The organism is Roseateles sp. PN1, assembly GCF_038419725.1.
Classification (GTDB): domain Bacteria; phylum Pseudomonadota; class Gammaproteobacteria; order Burkholderiales; family Burkholderiaceae_C; genus Paucibacter_A.
In genome coordinates this window covers 211,699-230,089 of sequence record NZ_JBCARA010000007.1, presented here as the reverse complement: position 1 = coordinate 230,089, position 18,391 = coordinate 211,699, and the positions used below count along the sequence as shown (strand labels likewise).

General features: G+C 61.8%; 22 protein-coding genes. 4 read left to right on the top strand and 18 right to left on the bottom strand.

Annotated elements, in window-relative coordinates; translation table 11 throughout:
* Positions 1 to 27: 27 nt before the first annotated feature.
* Genes AABB87_RS13250 through AABB87_RS13240 form a run of 3 tightly spaced genes read right to left on the bottom strand, consistent with a single transcriptional unit; the run spans position 28 to position 2,561 of the window.
* Positions 28 to 1,152, bottom strand: a complete 1,125-nt coding sequence (locus AABB87_RS13250; RefSeq protein ID WP_341971665.1) for a COX15/CtaA family protein — start codon at positions 1,150 to 1,152, stop codon at positions 28 to 30.
* Between the two features lie 7 nt (positions 1,153 to 1,159).
* The gene (locus AABB87_RS13245; protein WP_341971664.1) at positions 1,160 to 1,822 is read right to left on the bottom strand and encodes an SCO family protein; all 663 of its coding nucleotides are present in this window, start codon (positions 1,820 to 1,822) and stop codon (positions 1,160 to 1,162) included.
* Complete coding sequence (locus tag AABB87_RS13240) at positions 1,812 to 2,561, bottom strand: SURF1 family protein (protein WP_341971663.1); 750 nt, start codon at positions 2,559 to 2,561, stop codon at positions 1,812 to 1,814. Before AABB87_RS13240 ends, AABB87_RS13245 begins: the two co-directional genes overlap by 11 nt.
* A gap of 78 nt (positions 2,562 to 2,639) precedes the next feature.
* Here AABB87_RS13240 and AABB87_RS13235 point away from each other — a divergent pair, with 78 nt between their 5' ends.
* Complete coding sequence (locus AABB87_RS13235) at positions 2,640 to 2,882, top strand: DUF2909 domain-containing protein (protein WP_341971662.1); 243 nt, start codon at positions 2,640 to 2,642, stop codon at positions 2,880 to 2,882.
* A 106-nt stretch (positions 2,883 to 2,988) separates the two neighbouring features.
* On the opposite strand, the gene AABB87_RS13230 is transcribed toward AABB87_RS13235, so the two are convergent.
* The 7 genes from AABB87_RS13230 to AABB87_RS13200 all read right to left on the bottom strand — a co-directional run bounded on the left by AABB87_RS13230 (position 2,989) and on the right by AABB87_RS13200 (position 9,116).
* Positions 2,989 to 3,873 (bottom strand): cytochrome c oxidase subunit 3, encoded by an 885-nt coding sequence (locus tag AABB87_RS13230; RefSeq protein WP_341971661.1) that lies wholly within the window; start codon positions 3,871 to 3,873, stop codon positions 2,989 to 2,991.
* A gap of 60 nt (positions 3,874 to 3,933) precedes the next feature.
* Positions 3,934 to 4,116: a DUF2970 domain-containing protein gene (locus AABB87_RS13225; RefSeq protein WP_058722018.1), complete on the bottom strand. Its 183-nt coding sequence runs from the start codon at positions 4,114 to 4,116 to the stop codon at positions 3,934 to 3,936.
* A gap of 74 nt (positions 4,117 to 4,190) precedes the next feature.
* Positions 4,191 to 4,826 (bottom strand): cytochrome c oxidase assembly protein, encoded by a 636-nt coding sequence (locus AABB87_RS13220; protein ID WP_058718668.1) that lies wholly within the window; start codon positions 4,824 to 4,826, stop codon positions 4,191 to 4,193.
* Between the two features lie 9 nt (positions 4,827 to 4,835).
* The gene (locus tag AABB87_RS13215) at positions 4,836 to 4,952 is read right to left on the bottom strand and encodes a cytochrome oxidase small assembly protein (RefSeq protein ID WP_231741501.1); all 117 of its coding nucleotides are present in this window, start codon (positions 4,950 to 4,952) and stop codon (positions 4,836 to 4,838) included.
* A 4-nt stretch (positions 4,953 to 4,956) separates the two neighbouring features.
* Complete coding sequence (ctaD, locus tag AABB87_RS13210; protein ID WP_341971660.1) at positions 4,957 to 6,603, bottom strand: cytochrome c oxidase subunit I; 1,647 nt, start codon at positions 6,601 to 6,603, stop codon at positions 4,957 to 4,959.
* 126 nt (positions 6,604 to 6,729) lie between these two features.
* On the bottom strand, positions 6,730 to 7,935 hold the full coding sequence (coxB, locus tag AABB87_RS13205) for a cytochrome c oxidase subunit II (RefSeq protein WP_341971659.1): 1,206 nt from the start codon (positions 7,933 to 7,935) through the stop codon (positions 6,730 to 6,732).
* Positions 7,936 to 8,195: 260 nt separating this feature from the next.
* Positions 8,196 to 9,116, bottom strand: a complete 921-nt coding sequence (locus tag AABB87_RS13200) for a biotin synthase (RefSeq protein ID WP_341971658.1) — start codon at positions 9,114 to 9,116, stop codon at positions 8,196 to 8,198.
* 41 nt (positions 9,117 to 9,157) lie between these two features.
* On the opposite strand from AABB87_RS13200, the gene AABB87_RS13195 reads away from it, so the two are divergent.
* Positions 9,158 to 9,913, top strand: coding sequence for a ComF family protein (locus AABB87_RS13195; protein WP_341971657.1), 756 nt, complete (start codon positions 9,158 to 9,160; stop codon positions 9,911 to 9,913).
* Positions 9,914 to 9,933: 20 nt separating this feature from the next.
* A complete protein-coding gene (trmL, locus tag AABB87_RS13190) occupies positions 9,934 to 10,404 on the top strand; it encodes a tRNA (uridine(34)/cytosine(34)/5-carboxymethylaminomethyluridine(34)-2'-O)-methyltransferase TrmL (RefSeq protein WP_341971656.1) in 471 nt (156 codons plus the stop codon).
* A 36-nt stretch (positions 10,405 to 10,440) separates the two neighbouring features.
* Here trmL and AABB87_RS13185 read toward each other — a convergent pair whose 3' ends face one another.
* From AABB87_RS13185 to AABB87_RS13150, 8 genes are all read right to left on the bottom strand, one after another.
* Entirely contained in the window at positions 10,441 to 11,415 is a 975-nt protein-coding gene (locus tag AABB87_RS13185) for a Bug family tripartite tricarboxylate transporter substrate binding protein (protein ID WP_341971655.1), read from the bottom strand.
* Between the two features lie 9 nt (positions 11,416 to 11,424).
* Positions 11,425 to 12,447, bottom strand: a complete 1,023-nt coding sequence (locus tag AABB87_RS13180; RefSeq protein WP_341971654.1) for an NAD(P)H-dependent glycerol-3-phosphate dehydrogenase — start codon at positions 12,445 to 12,447, stop codon at positions 11,425 to 11,427.
* Between the two features lie 77 nt (positions 12,448 to 12,524).
* Positions 12,525 to 12,986 carry a protein-export chaperone SecB gene (gene secB / locus AABB87_RS13175; RefSeq protein ID WP_341971653.1) on the bottom strand — a complete coding sequence of 154 codons (462 nt, stop codon included), beginning with the start codon at positions 12,984 to 12,986 and terminating at the stop codon, positions 12,525 to 12,527.
* Positions 12,987 to 13,130: 144 nt separating this feature from the next.
* Positions 13,131 to 13,391, bottom strand: a complete 261-nt coding sequence (gene grxC, locus AABB87_RS13170) for a glutaredoxin 3 (RefSeq protein WP_341971652.1) — start codon at positions 13,389 to 13,391, stop codon at positions 13,131 to 13,133.
* 120 nt (positions 13,392 to 13,511) lie between these two features.
* Positions 13,512 to 13,922: a rhodanese-like domain-containing protein gene (locus AABB87_RS13165; protein WP_058718660.1), complete on the bottom strand. Its 411-nt coding sequence runs from the start codon at positions 13,920 to 13,922 to the stop codon at positions 13,512 to 13,514.
* Positions 13,923 to 14,084: 162 nt separating this feature from the next.
* Complete coding sequence (locus AABB87_RS13160) at positions 14,085 to 15,596, bottom strand: methyl-accepting chemotaxis protein (RefSeq protein ID WP_295081822.1); 1,512 nt, start codon at positions 15,594 to 15,596, stop codon at positions 14,085 to 14,087.
* Positions 15,597 to 15,656: 60 nt separating this feature from the next.
* Complete coding sequence (locus AABB87_RS13155) at positions 15,657 to 16,082, bottom strand: hypothetical protein (RefSeq protein ID WP_341971651.1); 426 nt, start codon at positions 16,080 to 16,082, stop codon at positions 15,657 to 15,659.
* Positions 16,083 to 16,110: 28 nt separating this feature from the next.
* The gene (locus AABB87_RS13150) at positions 16,111 to 17,343 is read right to left on the bottom strand and encodes a porin (protein WP_341971650.1); all 1,233 of its coding nucleotides are present in this window, start codon (positions 17,341 to 17,343) and stop codon (positions 16,111 to 16,113) included.
* Between the two features lie 253 nt (positions 17,344 to 17,596).
* Between AABB87_RS13150 and gpmA the strand changes: the two genes are divergently transcribed.
* Positions 17,597 to 18,340, top strand: a complete 744-nt coding sequence (gene gpmA / locus AABB87_RS13145) for a 2,3-diphosphoglycerate-dependent phosphoglycerate mutase (protein ID WP_058718656.1) — start codon at positions 17,597 to 17,599, stop codon at positions 18,338 to 18,340.
* Positions 18,341 to 18,391: the final 51 nt, after the last annotated feature.

Genomic DNA, 18,391 nt, shown 5'->3' with positions numbered 1-18,391 from the left:
CAACGACAAGGACAGCGACAGTGCACTTCAAGCGGCCGGCAATGCGGCCCGGCCTTGGCGGATTTGGGCCAATAAAAAACTCATGATCATTAGCAGCATGGCGGCACCCGCGGTGTGCGCAAGCGCGGCGACGATGGGCCAGTCCAGCACCACATTCGACAAGCCGCTGACGAACTGCCAAGCCGCCGCCCACAGCAAGCGCTGCGCCCACAAGCGGCCGCTCGGCTGCGGCGCACGCCACAAGGCCCAGGCGAACAGTAACAGCAGCGTGAAAACCAGCAAGGCGCCCAAGCGGTGCGTCATGTGAATGGCGGTCAGCGCCTCAAACGGCAGCCAGCCACCATCGGCCCCCACGCCCAGCTCACGCCAGATCGTGAAGCCATGGCTGAAGTCCATCGCAGGCCACCACTGGCCGGCTTGGCAGCTAGGGAACTCCGAACAGGCCAGCACCGCGTAATTGGTGCTCACCCAAGCGCCCAGCGCCACTTGCCCAATCAACAAGACGAGCAGGCCCCAAGCCGTGAGGCGCAGACCGGGGCTCAGCGGCAAGGGTTTGGGCTCATAGGCCTGAGCCTGCCAAGCCAAGAGCATCAACAAGCCCATGCCACCCAGCAAGTGCAGCGTGACGATGGCGGGGAACAGCTTCATCGTTACCGTCAGCGCACCGAATGCGCCCTGCATGCAGACCCAGACCAGCGTCAGCGTGGCCCACCAAGGCGAGACCAGCTTAGCCGCTGCCTGCGTTTTCCGCGCCAGCCGCCAACTCGACACGCACAGCACCAGAATCAGCACGCCAACCGCGCTGGCCAGGTAGCGGTGAATCATCTCCACCCAGGCTTTGCCGTGGGTGACTGGGCCGGTGGGCATGGCGGCCTGAGCGGCGGCGATATCGGCATGCGCGCCAATCGGACTGCCCTGGCCATAACAGCCCGGCCAATCGGGACAGCCTAAGCCGGAGTCAGTGAGGCGGGTGAAGGCGCCAAAGATGATCAGATCAAAGGTCAGAAACAGTGTCAGCACCGTCAAAGCGCGCAAGCGTGCCGTCGGCGTCGCCGCTGTCGAGCGCAGGCGCAGCCAAAGCAGTGGGCCGGCTGCCAGGGCCGCGCCCAGGGCGGCCAGCTGGGCCAAGGCAATCCAGTCGTCGTAATTCATACGCGCATCAACGGCCGGGCTTGTCCCAGCCCGCATTGGTCTTGAGCAGGCGGCTCAGGTCGCTCTTGACCTTGCTGGGGTCGGGCTGCACGGGGGAGCGCCACATCCAGCGCCCCATGGGGTCGATGATGAAAAGATGGTCGTTCAGGCCTTGGCCGGCGCCGGCCTTCAAGAAGGCCTCCAACTGGGCCCGCGGGGCACGCAGAATCGTCACCGGAATGCCGGTGGTCAGCGCTTGCTGCAGCTCGGGGCGCAGGGGGGCGTCATCGGCGATGAGTAAAAGCTTGTCGACCTTGTCGCGCTCCTTGCCCATCATTTCGCGCAACTGGCGCTGCATGAACAGCAGGTCTTCGCAGGCCTTGTTGCAGTCAGCGTTTTGCACCAGGGTCAGCAGCCACTGGCCTTTCAGGCTTTCCACGCTGACCGGCTGGCCGGCCAAATCACGCAGGCTCAGCTGGGCGGGCAAATCCACCGTGGGCACGATCAGTTCACCATAGGCTCGGCCTTGCGGCTTGATGACGTAGAAAGTGAAGTAGGACGCGATGACAGGCGCCGCGCAGGCCGCCAGAACCAGCAGCATGCGCAGGCGGCCGCTGCGCTGCTGCGCTCCGTTGACCTGGCTCGGATCGGGCAGGCTGTGCACGCTCAGATTGAGCGGCTCACTGCTCATGGCTTGATGGGCGCTGTGCGCGGGCGGGACGGATGAATTGGAACCAGACATAAAGACCCAGGAGCAGCGCCGAAAGCGCAAACCATTGAAAGGCGTAACCGTAATGTTTTTGCAGCCCCAGATCGGGTGCCGCCCAGTCACGCGGCATCTCATCCGCGAGCTTCGGGCCAGTTTGCAGCACGGTCAGGGGCAGCAACTCTTGCTTTGTTTCTTGCGCATAAGCCGCCGCGTCGAGATTTTGCCGGATCGCGCCGCTGTGCGCCGCGCTGAACTCATACACACGTGACGGTGCAAGGGCCAATCGTCCCTGCACTTCGACCTCGCCCTCGCTCAGCTCAGCGGCTGGCAATTGCGGCAACTGGCTGCGCTCCAGCGCATTGCGCGGCAGCCAGCCGCGCTGCACCAGAATGGCCTCGCTACGCCCTTGCAAGCGCAGCGGTGTGACGATGAAAAAGCCCACCCGCCCGGCCATCGGACGGTTGTCCAAAAACACGGTTTGCGCGTGCAGCCAATGGCCGCGCAGCAGCACCGGCAGGTGCAATTGGCCCGCGGCATCCTCGGGATTTCGGCCCAAGCCCTGTGCGCTCAGCGGCGCTTGCAGCGCACGCGAGTTGATGGACTGCTGCAGCGCCAGCTTCTGGGCCGCGCGATCAAGCTGCCAAAAGCCCAAGCTGGCGGTCAGACCAATGCCGGCCACGGCCAGCAGGCCCAGCAAGAGGCGACGCAGGCCTGGCTTCATGACCACGCACCTCGCGCACTGACTTGCGCCTTCGCTGGCACCTTCACTTGTATGAAGCCCAGCGCATAATCGCCAGCCATGAAATTCGTCTTCCTGCTCGCCTTCATCGGCATCCTCGGCGCACTCGGTGCAGCCGGCTTGTTCATGCTCAAGAACGGCAAGTCCGCCAACCAGCAAGAAGGCGACAGCAGCCAGCGCAGTTCCAGAATGGCACGCGCCCTGGCCCTGCGGGTGGGTTTGTCGGTGGCCTTATTCCTGTTCATCTTGCTGAGCTATCTGATGGGATGGATTACGCCGACGGGGCTGCCGCTGCAGCGGTGAGTGACGGGCGATCGGCAATGGGCATTGGCCCAGTCACCGCCTGACAAGTAAAAAGCGCCGCTAGCGCGGCGCTTGTGTGCGGCAGTTGAATGCGGCGGATGAAGCCTTACATCCAGTACACGATCACATACAGGCCCAGCCACACCACGTCCACAAAGTGCCAGTACCAGGCCGCCCCTTCGAAGCCGAAGTGGCGGTCCTTGGTGAAATGGCCTTTTTGCAGGCGCAGGGTGATGAACAGCAGCATCAGCATGCCCACGAAAACGTGGAAGCCGTGGAAGCCGGTCAGCATGAAGAAGGTGGAGCCGAAGATGCCGGAGCTGAGTTTGAGGTTCAGATCGGTGTAGGCATGGTAGTACTCGTAGCCTTGCACGCACAAGAAGGTGATGCCCAGCAGCACGGTCAGCCACATGAAGGCAATCGTCTTGGCGCGGTTGCCAGCGATCAAGGCATGGTGAGCCACGGTCAGCGTCACCCCTGAAGTCAGCAGCAGCGCCGTATTGATCGTAGGCAGCGGCCAGGGGCCCATGGTGGCAAAAGGTTCCACCGTGCCGGCTGGCGAGGCGGTGAAGCCGGCCGCAGCACTTGGCCAGATGGCCTTGAAATCAGGCCACAGCAGATTGTTCTCCAGACTGCCCAGCACCGGCACCGAATGCACACGGGCCCAGTACAGCGCGCCGAAAAATGCAGCAAAGAACATCACTTCGGAGAAGATGAACCAGCCCATGCTCCAGCGGAAGGACAGGTCGATGCGGTCGCTGTACTGGCCGCTTTCGCTCTCGGCGATGGCTTCAGCAAACCATTGCTTCAGCACCACGACGAACCACAGCAGACCGAAGGCTAGCGAGTACTTGCCCCAGTCATGGCCGTTGATCCACTGCCCCGCACCCAGGATCACAAAGAACAGACCGATGGAGGCCAGGACCGGATGCCGCGAAGGCCCGGGTACGAAGTAATAAGGGGCTTTGCCCGTGGAAGTCGCTGCCGACATTTTTCTTCTCCTCGAACTAGATTTCAGTCCAGATTCACAAGCTTGAATTTCACGACCTGCTTACTGGCCGCTGGCCACACCGCTGCCAATAACCCATTGAACCAGCAGCACCAGCGCCAATACGAACAGCAGCGCTGCGATCACCCCAGCGATGATCACATGCACGGGGTTGAGCCGCGCCACATCTTTCTCGTATTCGGCGCCACGACGCACGCCGAAAAATGACCAAGCCACTGCCTGCATCGTCCGCAGAAAAGACAGCGGGCGCTTGGTCACATCCTTCTCGTCCTTCACTTCACTCGAACCTTGATCCGCGCTCACAGCTGCACCTTGGCCGCAGGCACTGCGGCGACCGGCGCCGGCGGCGTGCCCGGCAACTTCTTCTGTCCCTTGCCCGCCACCTCGAAGAAGGTGTAGGACAAAGTGATGGTCTTCACATCCTTGGGCAGCTTGGGGTCGATCACAAAGACCACCGGCCATTGCTTCTTCTCACCCGGCTGCAAGGTGTATTCGTTGAAACAAAAACACTCCAGCTTGTTGAAATGCGCCGTCGCTTGCTTTGGCGCATAGCTGGGAATGGCTTGCGCGGACATCACCCGGTTCTGCACGTTCTGAAATTCGTACATCACCGTGACCAACTCGCCCGGATGCACCGTCAAGTTGGACACCGCGGGCTTGAACTCCCAGGGGCCGCGGGCATTGGCGTCAAACTCCACAGAAATGGAGCGGCTGCGGTCGACTTGCGTGTTCTTCACATCCTCAGCGCGCACCGCATGCTGGCGCTCCGCCAAGGACAGGACATTGATACCCAAGGCCGTGCACACCGCCTTGTAGAGTGGCACCAAGGCATAGCCGAAGCCAAACATCAGTGCCGTCACCACCACCAGCTTGGCGACCAAGTGCAGGTTGTCCCTGCGCAGCGCGCTTGCCAGTGACCAGGTCTTGTCTGCCATGGCGCTGGGTCAGAAGCCGAGAACGGCGATCTTGGTCATGAAGCCGACAAAGAAAACCACCGCCACCGAGGCCAGGATCAAGGCCAGGCGCTTATTGCTTTTGCGCTGCTCAGGGCTCTGTGCCATGGTCTTAGCCGATCACTTTGTTGGCGGCGGCATTGAGCTTGGGCGGCTCTTCAAACGTGTGGAAGGGCGCCGGCGACGGCACTTCCCACTCCAGACCTTCCGCACCCTTGCCATCGGCATCATTCCAGGGACGCTGAGGCGCCTTGGCACCCTTGCCGCGCATCATCGGGATGACCACGAACAAGAAGAAGTAGACCTGCATCAGACCGAACCAGAAGGCGCCCACCGAGGCGATCATATTGAAGTCGGTGAACTGGATCGGGTAGTCGGCATAGCGGCGCGGCATACCAGCCAAGCCCAGGAAGTGCATGGGGAAGAAGGTGACGTTGAAGGCGATCAGCGAACCCCAGAAGTGGATCTTGCCGCGCGTCTCATTGAACATCACACCAGTCCACTTCGGCGCCCAGTAGTAGTAACCGGCGAACAAAGCGTACAGAGAGCCGGCCACCAACACATAGTGGAAGTGGGCGACGACGTAGTAGGTGTCTTGGATCTGGATATCGATCGGCGCCATCGCGCAGATCAGGCCGGTGAAGCCACCCATGGTGAACACGAAGATGAAGCCCACCGCCCACAGCATCGGCACTTCAAAAGTCATGGAACCGCGCCACATGGTGGCCAGCCAGTTGAAGATCTTCACGCCCGTGGGCACGGCGATCAGCATGGTGGCGTACATGAAGAAGAGCTGACCCGTCACCGGCATACCGGTGGCGAACATGTGGTGAGCCCACACGATGAAGGACAGGATGGCAATCGAAGCCGTGGCGTACACCATGGAGGCGTAGCCGAACAGGCGCTTGCGGGCAAAAGCCGGCACGATCTGGCTGACGATGCCGAAGGCCGGCAAGATCATGATGTAGACCTCGGGGTGGCCGAAGAACCAGAAGATGTGCTGGTACATCACCGGGTCACCGCCGCCGGCGGGGCTGAAGAAGCTGGTGCCGAAATGACGGTCAGTCAGCGTCATGGTGATGGCGCCAGCCAGCACGGGCATGACGGCGATCAGCAGATAAGCCGTGATCAACCAGGTCCAGGCAAACATCGGCATCTTCATCAAGGTCATGCCAGGCGCGCGCATGTTCAGGATGGTGACGATGATGTTGATCGAACCCATGATGGACGAAGCACCCATGATGTGCATGGCGAAAATGCCAGCGTCCATCGAGGGGCCCATCTGCAGGGTCAGCGGCGCATACAGCGTCCAGCCGGCAGCGGGTGCGCCGCCAGGCATGAAAAAGGAGGCCACCAGCATCAGCGCGGCTGGAATCAACAGCCAGAAGCTGAAGTTATTCATGCGCGCAAACGCCATGTCCGATGCACCAATCTGCAGGGGAATCATCCAGTTCGCGAAGCCCACAAAGGCCGGCATGATGGCGCCGAACACCATGATCAGGCCGTGCATGGTGGTGAACTGGTTGAACAGTTCCGGGTTGAAAAACTGCAAGCCCGGCTGGAACAGCTCGGCGCGGATGCACAGCGCCAAGATGCCGCCCACCATCAGCATGGTGAAGGAGAACAACAGGTAGAGCGTCCCGATGTCTTTGTGATTGGTGGCGAAAACCCAGCGCCGCCAGCCGGTGGGGGCATGGTGGTCGTGGTGGTCGTCGTGGCCATGACTGGCGTGACCGTGGTTGTCGAGCACTGCACTCATTTACTTTTCCTTTGCTAGACGTTCATCTAGTCAGTTGGGGACAGAGCTAAGGCTGATCTGTCGCGCAGAAATTCTTGGTCAGTTGGGGTCGGCGCAGGCCTCGCGGCGCTGCCCGAGCCCGCAGAATTATTGTTTTCGCGCTGCCACAACTTCGGCAGGCTGCACCAATTGGCCGGTCTTGTTCGACCAGTTGTTCTTGGTGTAGGTGATCACAGCGGCTATCTCGGTGTCGGACAACTGCTTCCACGCCGGCATCGTGCCGTTGTTCTGGCCGTTGAGCAGCACCGCGATTTGCTTGAGCTTGTCTTCATCCAAAACCACCGCCGCGCCGTCTAGAGGCTTGATCGGACCGGCGCCCTTGCCGTCGGGCCGGTGGCAAACCGCGCAGTTGGCCGCATAGACCTTCTCACCGCGAGCCACCAGGGCGGCCTGATCCCAGACCTTGCTTGGGTCATCGGCCTTGGCTGCGATTTCCTTCTTCTTGCCGTCCACCCAGGCGCTGTAGTCAGCAGCCGACACCACCTTCACGTGGATGGGCATGTAGGCGTGCTCCTTGCCGCACAACTCGGCACATTGACCGTAGAAATCGCCGATCTTTTCGGCCTTGAACCAGGTGTCGCGCACAAAGCCAGGGATGGCATCTTGCTTGACGCCAAAGGCCGGCACCATCCAGGCGTGGATGACGTCGTTGGCGGTGGTGATGATGCGCACCTTCTTGCCCACCGGCACGACCAGCGGGTTGTCGACCTTGAGCAGATAGTCATCGCCAGCTGGCTTGCCAGCGTCGGACATCTCGCGCTGCGCGCTATCCAGCGTGGCCAGGAAACCAATGCCCTCGCCTTCACCCTTGATGTAGTCGTAACCCCATTTCCACTGGTAGCCGGTGGCCTTGATGGTCAGGTCGGCATTGGTGGTGTCCTTCATTGCCACCACCACCTTGGTGGCCGGCAGGGCCATCAAGATCACGATGATGAAAGGCACGATGGTCCAGGCGATTTCGACCTTGACGCTTTCGTGGAAGTTGGCCGACACCGCGCCTTTGGACTTGCGGTGCTTGAAGATGGAATAGAACATCACGCCGAAAACGGCGACGAAAATCACCAGGCAGATGACCATCATGAAGTTATGCAACCACATCTGATCCTCGGCAATGCGAGTGACAGGAGGATGCAAATTGATCTGATTGACCGCCGGACCGCCGGGGAGATCGTTCACGGCGAAAGCCGCTTGTGCGGCCAAACCAGCCACCGAGGCCGTTGCCAACTGCGCCAAGCGCCCTAGCCGACTGGCCCCATTTTTGGCCTGATGCAGTCCTGCGCTCATCGTCTTCATGGTCGTCACTCTTGTCTCCAATTCATCCGTTGGATGTCCTGCCGCCCGGCACTCAAGCAAGGCCGCATCCATGCCATCAAACCGAGATCCAGCAATCCCTCGGAAGGGCAAATGCAGAAAAACAGCTTTGCCCCAATGACTTTTCTTGAGTTAACGCAAGGCCAAAGGCATGACCTGACACTAAACTCAGCTGCCACAATTTGTATCAGCGGGCAGTTTAGCTCACGCCTCGCACAGACAGAGCCGGTGCTTGCCCTGACTCACCTTGTCTTTTGGATCATTGCCCGCATCTGGTCGAGGCTCAAACTCGCCTCCGGCGTGACGCGCAATTTCGGCACGGGCTTGATGGCGTGGCCGTAGACCAGCTCCACGGTCAGCTTCAGGCGGCCATCGGGGCCACGTAAATCTTCCAAGGCCAGAAGCAAGTCGCGCTGCCACGCCCGCCCCCGACAGCCCGCAAACCGCATGGGCGCGATGTTTCCGCCCAAAGCGCGCAAATCTTTCAGCAGCGCCTGCGGCTCGGCCCAGGTCAGCGTGAGGCGCTCCTGATCCATCACCGGCTCGGCAAAACCGGCCTGCACCATCAGGTCGCCGATGTCGTGCATATCCCACCACTCGGGCCCCGGACGCGGCCAAGAACGCGCCGCATAGAGCTGGCGCAGCTCGACAAAACTGTCCGGACCGAGGCAAGAAAACATCACAAAGCCGTCCGTCGCTAAACCCCTATGCCAAAGTGCAAGGATTTGTGGCAAGTCGGCATAAGCATGCAAAGCCATATTGGCCCACAGCAGATCGAACTGCTGATCAGCGGCCAGCGCCTCGGGTGCCAGGACCTGCACCGGCTTGCCACGGGCCAAGACCTGCCACCACGGTTTTTTATGCTGCTGCAGGCTGCGCAGCAGCAAATCTGCTTGCGGCTCCACACAAAGCTGTTGGGCCTGCGGATAGATCTGCGCCAAGGCCGCCGCGCCGCCACCCAAAAAGGCCGACCATTGCAAGACGCTCTTGGGCTGCATCTTGATGAAGCTCAGGCGTTCGGCCATGCGCTTGGCCACTTCCTCATGCAACCAGGGCGCCCCTTCGGCTTGGGCCAAGCGCCGCACTTGGCGCATTACCGCGGTGTTGTCGACCGCTTGGGCCCGGTGGGATTTTTGCCCTTGGGGCTCTTGTTCGATAGTCATGGAAAAGTCTCAGCGCTCATGCCTGGCAGTATATTGAGCCCATGGATGCGCGTCAGAGCAGCCTCAGCAAGCCCGTTACCGCCGCGCGGCTGCTGGCACCATGCCGCAGCCAATGTGCGATCTGCAGACATTGGGCCCGGCAACCCATCTGCGCCGATTGCCTGCAGCGTTACGCACAGCCAGCCATCCGCTGCTGGACCTGCGCCACGCGCCTACCACCCGGCCTCTCGTCCACAACTCAGCCCCGCTGCGGGCGCTGCCTGCAGCAGGCGCCGCCGCTGGATCGCTGCATCGCGGCCCTGGACTACGGCTTCCCCTGGGACGGCCTGCTGCAGCGCTTCAAGTTTCACCAGGGATTGGAGTTGGGCGCCTGCCTGGTGGATCGCTTGGACGAGGCATTGAGCAGCGCGCAGGCCGCGCGCCCCGACTGCCTGCTGCCCGTGCCGCTGACGCCGCAACGCCTGTGCGAGCGCGGCTACAACCAAAGCTATGAGTTGGCACGCCGCCTGGCCCGGCGACACCAGCTAAAGTGCGCACCCGACTTGCTGCTACGGGTACGCCATACCGAACAACAAGCGCGCCTGAGTTTGCAAGAGCGCGCCGCCAATGTGCGGCGCGCCTTTGCCATCGAACCGCGGCGCGCCAAGGATTTGCACGGCCAGCACATTGCTTTGCTAGATGATGTGATGACCAGCGGCGCCACGCTCTTTGAATTGGCGCGCGTTTTGCGCCAAGCCGGCGCCAGCCATGTGCAAGCCTGGATACTGGCCCGTACCCCCGAACCCGATCAACCCTGATTTTTGCCCGCCCCACCGCCATGTTTCACATCGTTCTGGTCCACCCGGAAATCCCCCCCAATACCGGCAACATCATTCGCCTGGCTGCCAATACCGGCTGCACCCTGCACCTGATCGAGCCCTTGGGTTTTGCGATGGAGGACAAGCTGCTGCAACGCGCCGGACTGGACTATCACGAGTACACCGCCGTGCTGCGTCATGCCAGCTGGGAGGACTTTCTGGCCCAGGCCAAGCCGCAAGCGGACCGACTTTTCGCCTTCACCACCAAGGGCAGCCGGCCCTTCGCGGAAGTGGCCTGGCAGCCGGGCGACTTTCTGGTGTTCGGCTCAGAGACCGCCGGCTTGCCGCCGCTGCTGCGCGATCAGTTTGCGCTGAGCCAGCGCGTGCGCCTGCCCATGCGGCCCGATCAGCGCAGCCTCAACCTCAGCAATAGCGTGGCGGTAGCGGTGTTTGAGGCTTGGCGGCAGAACGGCTACGCCGGCGGCGCCTGAGGGCCAGTTCACGGCCGCGGCGATTCACGCAGCAATTCATTCAGGCTTCAGGCCAATTGCCTTGATGATCTGCCCCCAGTGCTGGCGATCCGAGCGCATCTGCTGAGCCAAGCCTTCCGGCGAGCTGCCAATGGCGCTGAAATAATGCGTCAGCAGGCGGTTGCGGAAGTCGTCGCTGCGGATGATGGCTTGCAGGGCCGCGGCCAGCTTCTCGACAATGGCCGCCGGTGTCTTGGCCGGCGCCAGCACGGCTTGCCAAGAAATCGCCTCAAAGCCGGCAAAGCCCTGCTCGGCCAGGGTCGGCAATTCAGCCAAGGCCGCCACACGGCCCAGGCTGCTGACACCCAGCGCCTTCAAGCGCCCTGCTCGCACTTGCGGCATGGCAAGACCTGGCACCATGAAGGCCGCCTGCACTTCGCCATTCAATAACGCCTGCACCACCTGGGCGAAGCCGGCATAAGGCACATGGCTCAGAGCAATGCCCGCGCGCGATTTGAAAGACTCCATCGCCAGATGGGCCGCGCTGCCCAAGCCGACGCTGCCGTAGTTAAGCCCGCCCTTGGCCTGTTTAGCCACGCGCACAAATGCCGCCAAATCGTTGGCACCCGGCTTGGGGTCCACCACCAGCACATTGGGCGATGAAGCCACCAGGCTGACGGGCAGCAAATCCCGCTGCGGCTCATAGGGCAGGCGCAAATTCAACAAAGGCGCGGTGACCAGCGGCCCTTGAATAGTGAACAAAAAAGTGCTGCCATCGGGTGGCGCGAAGGCTGCCGCCGCCGTACCGATATTACCGCCGGCGCCGGGCCGGTTATCGATGATGACGGTTTGATTCAAGGCCTTGGACAGCGGATCGGCCAAGGCTCGCGCCACGATGTCCGGCGAGCTGCCGCCGGGGAATGGCACGATCAGCTTGATCGGCCGGCTTGGCCAGGCCGCTGAAGCTGCAGCAGCCATGCTCGGCAAGGCTGCTGCACCAAGACCAGCGAGCAAGAGTTCACGGCGCAGCATGGCTCAGGCTCAAACTTCGGCGCGCGATTGCCGGCTCATCAGCTGATCCACCGCCTCGACCGGGCTCAAGCGCCCTTCCAAAACAGCCACCACGGCCGCGGCGATGGGCATGTCCACGCCCTTGGCCTGGGCGCGCGCCAGCACGGTGGGCGCACTGTAAACACCTTCGGCCACATGGCCCAAGTCGCGCAGAATCTGCGCCAAGGGCAGACCCTCGGCCAACAACAAACCCACGCGGCGGTTGCGGGACAAATCACCGGTTGCCGTCAGCACCAGGTCGCCCATGCCCGACAGCCCCATAAAGGTCTCGGCCCGTGCACCTAGTGCCAAGCCCAGACGCAGCATCTCGGCCAGGCCGCGGGTGATCAGCGCCGCGCGCGCATTCAGGCCCGGCGCCTGGCTGACGTCGCCACGGCCCTCGGCCAGCAAGCGCAGGCCATCGGCCGTGCCTACCGCGATGGCCATGACGTTCTTGACCGCCCCGCCCACCTCCACCCCGACCGGGTCATTGGAGGTGTAGACGCGCAAACGCTCGCTGTGAAATGCCGCCACGGCGGCTTGCGCCAGCGCTTCGTCTTCGCTGGCGGCCACCAGCGCGGTGGGCTGACCGGCGGCCACTTCCTGGGCAAAACTGGGACCCGACAAGATGCCGACCCGCAGGCGCGGTTGCACCTCACGCGCAATTTCATGACCCAGCATGCCGGTGCCGGCCTCAAAGCCTTTGCACAGCCACAGCACCTGCGCGCCATCAGGCAAGCCAGCCAACATGCTGCGCAAGGCGGCCATGGGCGTGGCGATGATGATCAAGCCCTGCTGCTGAACGGCATGAGCCACAGCCAAGCCCAGATCGCCTTCGATCTGCAAAGCCTCGGGCAGCGCGGCCTCGGGCAAGTAATGCACATTGCGGCGCTGGTTGCGCATCTCGGCCACGGCAGCCGGGTCGCGCGCCCACAACACCACCTCGTGGCGGGCGGCAGCTTGAATCGCCAGGGCCGTGCCCCATGCACCGGCGCCAAGAACTGTGATCTTCATGCAGAGAGATTCAAGAGTAAAAACGCCCCAGGCGCGCAAAGCGACATGGGGCGTGACACACGCAAGCGGGTGTGGACTTAGTTAATGGTCGGTGCGGCAGCCGCTGCTTCGCGCTGGGCTTGCTGAGCTTCGAACATGGCTTGGAAGTTGACTTCCGTCAGCAGCACGGGCGGGAAGCCGGCGCGGGTGCAGACGTCCGACACGATGGCGCGCAGATAGGGGTAAATCATCTGCGGGCAGACGATGCCCAGAATGCCTTCGACCTGCTCTTGCGGCACATTGCGGATCTCGAAGATACCGGCTTGCTTGGCTTCGATCAGGAACAGCGTCTTCTCGCCCACCTTGGTGGTGACGGTTGCGGTCACGCAGACCTCGAACACGCCATCAGCGACTGGCTCGGCCGACAGAGCCAAATTGATGTCAACCTGGGGTTGCGATTGCTCCAGCAGGATTTGCGGTGCATTGGGTTGCTCCAGCGACAGATCCTTCAGATACATGCGCTGAATCTGGAATACGGGGGTGTTGTTCTCGTCGGCCATGGTGTTTATCCAAAAATAAAAAGGCCCGCAAACTCCTGCTGCGGGCAGCGGCGCTGATTATGGCCCAGGGTTTATGACGCCCGCGCGGGGGTCTTCACCCTCTTGAGATTTCGGGCAAGTGCCCCAGCCTCAAGTACCCCAACATCAAGCGGCTTGCAGCAAAGACTGCAGGCCACCCTTCTGATCCAGCGCGATCAAATCATCGCAACCACCGACATGGGTGTCGCCAATGAAGATTTGCGGCACGGTGCGGCGGCCAGTCAAGGCCATCATGGCGTCGCGTGCGCTGGGGTCCAGGTCGATGCGGATCTCTTCAATCTGCTCAACGCCGCGCTGCTTCAGCAAGGACTTGGCCCGCACGCAGTAGGGGCAGACCTGGGTGGTGTACATCTTCACGGCAGCCATCGTCATCATTCCTCAATCACAGTTCATTCAAGCCGGCTTCACGGCTGGCAAATAGGCGTCTCGCCGGGCGTTCAGAACGCCGGCCCAAAGGCGGGTCTTTGGCGAACAGCCGTTCGCCTTTTACGCGGACTTCTCGACCGGCAAATTGGCTTCGCGCCAGGCGTTCAGACCACCGGCCAAAGGCTGGGCGTTTTCATACCCCAGCTTGCGCAGCATGCCAGCTGCTCGGTTTGCGCGTGCGCCGCTTTGGCACACCAACACCAAGGGCAGGGCCTTGTTGCTGGGCAAAGACTTATGGCCTTCCAAGCTGCTAAGCGGAATATTGCGGGCGCCCGCCACATGCGACTTGGCGTATTCCTCGGGCTCGCACACATCGATCAGCACCGCTTTCTCGCGGTTGACCAGGCGCACGGCCTCTTGAGTGGAAAGAGCAGCGCCTTGGCCGCCCTTGGCCAGCGCGGGCCAAAGCAAGAGGCCACCAGACGTCACAGCGGCCAAGACCAGAATCCAGTTTTCGAGCAAGAAGTTCAAGGGGTGCGTCCGATTGAGAAAAGACTTCGATTATAGAAAGCTGCGGCAGCTCGGCGAGCGGCGCAAGAAAAAGCCCGTCGGAGGAACCGACGGGCTTGATGCTTGATTGCGAAACAGCCGCGGGCCAACGCAGCCAGCGGGCTACGCTGACGAACCCGAGCTTTACAGTTTGAAGGTCGCCACCGACGCTTGCAGGCTGGTGGCCTGCTGCTCCAAGCTGCTGGCGGCAGCTGCGGCCTGCTCCACCAGTGCGGCGTTCTGCTGAGTCATTTGATCCAGCTGAACGATGGACTGATTGACCAGCCCGATGCCCTGGCTTTGCTCGCCCGAAGCGGCGGTCACCTCGCTGATGATGTCGGAAACCCGCTGCACGCTGGCGACGATCTCATCCATCGTGCTGCCGGCGTTTTGCACCAAGCGGCTGCCAGACTCGACCCGTTCGACGCTGGCGCCGATCAAGGTCTTGATCTCCTTCGCAGCCTCGGCCGAGCGTTGCGCCAGCGAGCGCACTTCCGCCGCCACCACCGCAAAACCACGTCCCTGCTCACCCGCCCGCGCGGCTTCCACCGCAGCGTTCAAGGCCAGGATATTGGTCTGGAAGGCAATGCCATCGATCACGCCGATGATGTCGCTGATCTTCTTGGAGCTGGTGTTGATCTCTTCCATCGTCACCACCACCTGGCTGACCACTTCACCACCCCGGCGTGCCACGGCCGCGGCCGAGCCCGCCAGCTGATTGGCCTGGGCGGCCGAATCGGCGCTGTGGCGCACGGTGTCGGTGAGGGTCTGCATATTGCCGCTGGTTTGTTCCAGCGAAGTGGCTTGCTTCTCGGTGCGTACCGAGAGGTCATGGTTGCCCACAGCGATCTCACGCGAGGCGACCGACATCGAGTCAGTGCCTTGACGCACTTCCGAGACGATAGACGCCAAGCCTTGCGACATGGCCCGCACCGCGGCTAGCAAGCTGGCATCGGCACCTGGCGCCACCACAATGTTTTGCGACAAATCGCCATCAGCCATCTGACGCATCACATCACGGGCATATTCCGGCTCGCCGCCCAGCTGACGCCAGACGCTGCCAATCACCAGAAATGAACCCACGCCCAAGGCCACCACCACCAGCAAGCCGGCGATCAGGATAGCCATCAGGCTCGAGGAAACACCGGCATCCGCCTTGGCCAAGCCACTGTCGAAGCCTTCGACCGCACGGGTGCGAGCGCTCTTCACATCATCATCAAGAGCCTTCAATGCGGCTTGCATCTTCGGGATGGCACCGGCCTGATCGCCCTGCTTGATTCCCAGGAACAATTCAGCTGTGTCCACCGAGGCGGCGAAATAGGCCTCGAAGCCTTTCTTGAGCTTGGCGCCTGACTCGGCCTGGCCTTCGATCTTCTCGATCGAATCCAACAATTTGCGAATGCTTGTGGCTCGCTCTTTGGCTTCATCAAGACGCTTTTTCTCGCCCTCGGCCACCGCGCTTTGAATCGTGGCGCCTAAAGCCTCCAATTGCGAGGCGAGTTGTGTGGTGGCGTCCACCAAGGGATAGTGCACCTCGCCCACCGCAGTGATGGCCGAGGAGGTGCGGGCCGAAAAGCCCCACACCACGGCAATGCCGACAGCGAAGATCAGGGCCGCGAATACCGGCAAGAGCCAGATTCTGGTCTTTACATTCATTCTTAAGCCTCCATATCGGTTGCGCTGCCTGGACAGCGCAACCTTAAACACCCCCGCGGATCAATCCACCGTCAAAACTGCCTTGACCGTGCCGTCTACCGCCGACTTTTCGATGTAGCCGATCGCATCAGGGTTGGCTGCGACGAACTTCTTCACCTCGGCCGAGCTGGCCATTTCCTTGGGCGGTGTGGCCTTGCCCGAGAACACCAGGCGCGACCAAGCGGCCTTCACCTGGGCTGCTTGCTTGCCGGTGACCTTGGTGTAGAACTGCTCGCGCACAGCAGCCGACTCGGGCTGATCCACAGCCGCCGCCGTGGCGCCACTGGGCAAGGTATTGGACTTACCCAAGAAGATATTGGCAACCTGATCCGCCGTCATGCTGGCGGTCGCGCTTTTGGCATTGACGATCACTGCCACCTGCGCTTGCGTCACACCGACGCAGCACACACCCACAGCCAAAACGAGTGCACGCAGGCCTGTTGTCATAGTTGTTTTCATAGTCTTTGCCCGCCTTTTAGAAAACCACATCCACAGCCAAGCTGTAGACATTGACAGGCGTGTTGCCGAAGGCCGCGGTGGTGCTGCCGAACAAGCCAGGGCCGTCCGGTGTGATGCGCTCATACTGGAACTTCAGGTCGGTATTGCGATAGAAATCCCAACGCACGCCAACGGCCTTGGTCTTCTGACGCGTGCTCTGGCTTTGCAGCACACCGTCGATCAGCTTGCGCAGATCAGGCGCCAAACCCGGAACCGGCACGCCAGCCGGGATTACGCTGGTGTTCACATTGCTGCTGTCCTGATGCAGCTCCGACAAGGTCACATAAGGCGTGAACTTGCCAAGGCGATAGCCCACCGTCGCAAACCAGCCGGTGGTGCTGGGCACGTACGAGTCGGTCTTGCGGCGGGTGTATTCCAGCAGCGCCAGCACATTGCCTTGGTCGTAGCCCAGGCCCAGGCCGGTGAAGGTGGCGTGCTTTTTAGTGGCATCCATCTCCTGGCCAACGCTGGCGAACGGGGTCTTGGACAAAGCGCTCACCAAGCCACCCAAGCTGGCGTTCTCAATAGTGAGCTTGCCTTGCACATGACCCAGGCGAACACTGAAGCCGCCATCCAATTCGGCGGTCGCGTTCAAGCCCACCATGCTGTCGAGCTTGACCTTGCTGCCGGTCACGACGGATTCAGACTTGCCGCCATAGAGCTGGAAAGTCAGTGTGGAGCTGCCCAGGGCCACTTGGTAGTTAGCATCCGCGCCGTCGAAATGGCTCAGCGGCACCTGGCCGTAGACATCTTGCGGGGGGCGCAGCCAGGTGTTGGCATAACCCACATCACGGAAGTCGGACACGGCAAACAAGGGCGCGCCCATGCGGCCAACCCGCACACTCAGGGACGGCAAGAACTGCGCCTTGGCGAAGGCCCACTCAACGGCCGGCTGATAGCTGCCATAGCCGTTTTGCTTGCTCAGCACCTGCACGGTGGCCGAGAACATGGGGCTGAACTTGGCACCGACTTGCACGCCAATCTTGGTATCCACGTCGGCGCTGACCTCGGTGGTAGCACCTCGCGGCTGGCCTGTCAGGCGATAGCGGGCTTCATCGGTGTCGGTTTTCACAACACCCAAAGTGCCGAAGCCTGAGAGGCTGAAGATGGACTCACCCGGTGCCTTGTCTTGGGCTTGCGCCTGCGCACCGATCATGAGAATTCCCAGGGCCAAGGCCGTGGGGCGGAAACGATATGTTGTGGACAACATTTTTTGGGGTTCCTGGTTTACATCAGAGATGGCGGCAGGCATGAGGGGAGTATTTCGCCTGTCGCCCTTTTTCTATCGACTAACGGACCTACAACTTGAACTTCGATTAGACGACTTTCCCCGCCCATTTCCCTGTTTTCCTGGGGTCAACCCGCGTATTTATGCGCGTTCGGCGCTCATTTGCGGCCTATTAGTCAATAGCCCCTAAAATCCGCGCAGCCCGAACCGGGCGGCCTCGAACCCTAACTAGTCCATGTACAAACTCGTGCTCATTCGCCATGGCGAATCCACCTGGAACCTCGAAAACCGCTTTACGGGCTGGACCGATGTCGATCTGACCCCCACTGGCGTCGAACAGGCCAAGCAAGCCGGCCGCTTGCTCAAGGAAGCCGGCTTCGACTTCGACATTACCTACACCTCCGTGCTCAAGCGCGCCATCTGGACGCTGTGGCACACCCTGGACCAGATGGACCGCACCTGGTTGCCGGTGGTGCACAGCTGGCGCCTCAATGAGCGCCACTACGGCGGCCTTCAAGGCCTCAACAAGGCGGAAACTGCCAAGCAGTACGGTGACGACCAAGTGCTGGTCTGGCGCCGCAGCTACGACACCCCGCCGCCGGCGCTGGAAGCCACCGATCCGCGCAGCGAGCGCGGCGATCTGCGCTACGCCAAGATGAACCCGCAAGACATTCCGCTGACCGAATGCCTGAAGGACACCGTCGAGCGCGTGCTGCCCTTCTGGAACGACAGCGTGGCCCCGGCCATCAAGCTGGGCAAGCGCGTTGTCATTGCTGCGCACGGCAATAGCATCCGCGCGCTGGTGAAGTATTTGGACAATATCGCGGACGACGCCATCGTCGGCGTCAACATCCCCAACGGCATCCCGCTGGTCTACGAGTTGGACGCCGACCTGAAGCCCATCCGCAGCTACTACCTGGGTGACGCCGACGCAGCTGCCAAGGCGGCAGCGGCCGTGGCAAGCCAGGGCAAGGCCTAAGTCAGGCCTAACTCAGGCCAAGTGCAGGCCTGAATCAGGCCGAAGGGTGGG

What these genes read in the sequence shown, in the direction of transcription:
- AABB87_RS13220 (WP_058718668.1), bottom strand. Translation starts at nt 4,826, where the DNA reads ATGGCAGACAAGACCTGGTCACTGGCAAGCGCGCTGCGCAGGGACAAC.
- gpmA (WP_058718656.1), top strand. Translation starts at nt 17,597, where the DNA reads ATGTACAAACTCGTGCTCATTCGCCATGGCGAATCCACCTGGAACCTC.
- coxB (WP_341971659.1), bottom strand. Translation starts at nt 7,935, where the DNA reads ATGAAGACGATGAGCGCAGGACTGCATCAGGCCAAAAATGGGGCCAGT.
- AABB87_RS13250 (WP_341971665.1), bottom strand. Translation starts at nt 1,152, where the DNA reads ATGAATTACGACGACTGGATTGCCTTGGCCCAGCTGGCCGCCCTGGGC.
- AABB87_RS13150 (WP_341971650.1), bottom strand. Translation starts at nt 17,343, where the DNA reads ATGTTGTCCACAACATATCGTTTCCGCCCCACGGCCTTGGCCCTGGGA.
- AABB87_RS13155 (WP_341971651.1), bottom strand. Translation starts at nt 16,082, where the DNA reads ATGACAACAGGCCTGCGTGCACTCGTTTTGGCTGTGGGTGTGTGCTGC.
- AABB87_RS13180 (WP_341971654.1), bottom strand. Translation starts at nt 12,447, where the DNA reads ATGAAGATCACAGTTCTTGGCGCCGGTGCATGGGGCACGGCCCTGGCG.
- grxC (WP_341971652.1), bottom strand. Translation starts at nt 13,391, where the DNA reads ATGGCTGCCGTGAAGATGTACACCACCCAGGTCTGCCCCTACTGCGTG.
- trmL (WP_341971656.1), top strand. Translation starts at nt 9,934, where the DNA reads ATGTTTCACATCGTTCTGGTCCACCCGGAAATCCCCCCCAATACCGGC.
- AABB87_RS13215 (WP_231741501.1), bottom strand. Translation starts at nt 4,952, where the DNA reads ATGGCACAGAGCCCTGAGCAGCGCAAAAGCAATAAGCGCCTGGCCTTG.
- ctaD (WP_341971660.1), bottom strand. Translation starts at nt 6,603, where the DNA reads ATGAGTGCAGTGCTCGACAACCACGGTCACGCCAGTCATGGCCACGAC.
- AABB87_RS13225 (WP_058722018.1), bottom strand. Translation starts at nt 4,116, where the DNA reads ATGCAGGCAGTGGCTTGGTCATTTTTCGGCGTGCGTCGTGGCGCCGAA.
- AABB87_RS13230 (WP_341971661.1), bottom strand. Translation starts at nt 3,873, where the DNA reads ATGTCGGCAGCGACTTCCACGGGCAAAGCCCCTTATTACTTCGTACCC.
- AABB87_RS13200 (WP_341971658.1), bottom strand. Translation starts at nt 9,116, where the DNA reads ATGACTATCGAACAAGAGCCCCAAGGGCAAAAATCCCACCGGGCCCAA.
- AABB87_RS13235 (WP_341971662.1), top strand. Translation starts at nt 2,640, where the DNA reads ATGAAATTCGTCTTCCTGCTCGCCTTCATCGGCATCCTCGGCGCACTC.
- secB (WP_341971653.1), bottom strand. Translation starts at nt 12,986, where the DNA reads ATGGCCGACGAGAACAACACCCCCGTATTCCAGATTCAGCGCATGTAT.
- AABB87_RS13245 (WP_341971664.1), bottom strand. Translation starts at nt 1,822, where the DNA reads ATGAGCAGTGAGCCGCTCAATCTGAGCGTGCACAGCCTGCCCGATCCG.
- AABB87_RS13185 (WP_341971655.1), bottom strand. Translation starts at nt 11,415, where the DNA reads ATGCTGCGCCGTGAACTCTTGCTCGCTGGTCTTGGTGCAGCAGCCTTG.
- AABB87_RS13160 (WP_295081822.1), bottom strand. Translation starts at nt 15,596, where the DNA reads ATGAATGTAAAGACCAGAATCTGGCTCTTGCCGGTATTCGCGGCCCTG.
- AABB87_RS13240 (WP_341971663.1), bottom strand. Translation starts at nt 2,561, where the DNA reads ATGAAGCCAGGCCTGCGTCGCCTCTTGCTGGGCCTGCTGGCCGTGGCC.
- AABB87_RS13195 (WP_341971657.1), top strand. Translation starts at nt 9,158, where the DNA reads ATGGATGCGCGTCAGAGCAGCCTCAGCAAGCCCGTTACCGCCGCGCGG.